The following is a 1093-nucleotide window of genomic DNA, read 5'->3' as shown; positions in this document are numbered from 1 at the left end:
CCCGTTAATCGACTCGGGCGAACACACCTCAAAATAAGTCGGCAACGTGAAGAACACGCCAAGAGACTGGCGCGTTGCGTAATCCAATCTAACGATCTGGTAGCCTACGAAGATTTGAGGATTAAGAATATTGTGAGAAACCACTGTCTGGCCAAGTCGATTTATGATGCTCTTTGGTATCAGTTCAGGAAATGGTTGGAGTATTTTGGGGTGAAATTCGGCAAGATTACCGTAGCGGTGAACCCTGCCTATACCTCTCAAAAATGCTCGAGCTGCGGCACGGTTGTCAAGAAAAGTCTCTCGACTCGAACCCATGTTTGTCAGTGTGGGTGTGAGTTAGACCGAGACTATAACGCAGCCATCAACATTCTGAAGGCTGCCTTGAGTACCGTAGGGCATACGGAAACTTAACGCTTCTGGAGATTTGACCGCTACTTTGGTTGGTGCAAACCTGTCAGAGCAAGTCGAGTCGTTGAAGGAAGAATCCCCACGCCTTTAGGCTGGGGAGTGTCAACCATTTCTATCCTCTTCAATTGTCCTCAAACTCGGCTTAAAGATAAACTTTTATAATCTCTCCGAACAAATAGATTTAAACTTCCAAAGTTTGTTAAGAATTAATAAGTTTTTATTGCTAATCCCTCGCAAATAGTTGACGAGATTATAGGGGTTGTGATACCATCAAATAAATCGCACCCAAGGGTTTCCCATGTCTTGCCGTAAAAATAGACGCTATAACCCTGATTATATCGCGATTAAAGTTATTCTCTCACCAAAATATTAAATTCACGATGCACGAGTTTTTCGCCAAAAAGCGATCGCTCTTTTTCCAGCTATTGACAAAAACGCCATTATGTGCATTCCCCCTCTCTCCCCAGAGGGCGAGTTTATTAATCTTATCGCCCCCAGGCGAGGAACTAGCAGAACCCGCCGAAACAGAGAGAGAGGGCGGGTTTATTAATCTTCTGGTGGTCCGATTAATTAACAGCAGAACCCGCCGAAACAGAGAGAGAGGGCGGGTTTATTAATCTTCTGGTGGTCCGATTAATTAACAGCAGAACCCGCCGAAACAGAGAGAGAGGGCGGGTTTATTAAT

General features: G+C 44.8%; 1 pseudogene. It reads left to right on the top strand.

Annotated features, from left to right (window positions below):
* Window positions 1-499: pseudogene (locus P5674_RS25120) on the top strand (RNA-guided endonuclease InsQ/TnpB family protein); the annotation flags it as partial.
* Window positions 500-1093: the final 594 nt, after the last annotated feature.

The organism is Limnospira sp. PMC 289.06, assembly GCF_032350395.1.
Taxonomy (GTDB): Bacteria; Cyanobacteriota; Cyanobacteriia; order Cyanobacteriales; family Microcoleaceae; genus Limnospira; species Limnospira platensis.
This window is presented reverse-complemented; position numbering and strand designations above follow the sequence as displayed.